Raw genomic sequence first — 901 nt, forward strand, 5'->3', positions numbered from 1 at the left:
GGTGGGCGACGGCGCGGGCGCGCGGGTGGTCCGGACGCTCGGGTCCTGGGTCTCCTCGCCCCTGGCGCCCCGCTCGTTCCGCCGGCGCCCGGCTGCCGCCCCGCAGCTGCGCCCCCACGTCTCGGTGGTGGTGCCGTGCTACGGCTACGGCCGGTTCCTGCCGCAGACGATCGGCAGCCTGGTGAGCCAGGAGGGCGTCGACGTCGAGGTGATCGTCGTGGACGACGCCTCGACGGACGACAGCCTCGCAGTGGCGCGCGCACTGGCGGCCGAGCACCCGGGCGTGACGGTGCTGGCCAACGAGCGGAACCTGGGCCAGGTCGCGTCGTTCAACCGCGGCTGGGAGCACAGCACGGGCGAGTTCGTGGTGCGGCTGGACGCCGACGACATGCTGCCGCCCGGCGCGCTCGCCCGGGCCACGGCCCTGCTGGAGCAGCACCCGGAGGTGGGGCTGGTCTACGGGCACCCGCAGCACTTCGAGGACGGCACGCCGCCCGTACCCGCGCTCGGCGAGCTGTCCTGGACGGTCTGGGACGGGCGCGCGTGGCTGGCCGAGCGGTGCCGCACGGGCGTCAGCTGCATCACCTCCCCCGAGGTGGTCATGCGCTCCGACCTGCTCAAGGACGTGGGCCCGCTGGACCCGCGGCTGCGGTTCACGATGGACGTCGAGATGTGGCTGCGCCTGGCCGCCGTGTCCGACGTCGGCTACGTGGGCGGGGCCGACCAGGCCCTGCACCGTGAGCACGCGGCCAGCCTGAGCGTGAACGAGGGGTCCGGCGCGCTGCTGGACCTGCGCGCCCGCGTGGACGCCTACGACCGGCTGTTCGCCAACGTGGGCGACCGGATCGCCGGCGCCCACGGGCTGCGCGACCGGGCCCGGTCCGCGCTGGCGCAGGACGCC

Annotated in this window: 1 protein-coding gene; it reads left to right on the forward strand. The window is 75.7% G+C overall.

The genetic code is table 11. The annotated features are described in order from the left end of the window. The coding region (locus PROKR_RS03650; protein WP_169736312.1) for a glycosyltransferase family 2 protein at positions 1 to 901 on the forward strand (901 nt) is incomplete at both ends.

This window comes from Promicromonospora kroppenstedtii DSM 19349 (genome assembly GCF_000515355.1).
Classification (GTDB): domain Bacteria; phylum Actinomycetota; class Actinomycetes; order Actinomycetales; family Cellulomonadaceae; genus Promicromonospora; species Promicromonospora kroppenstedtii.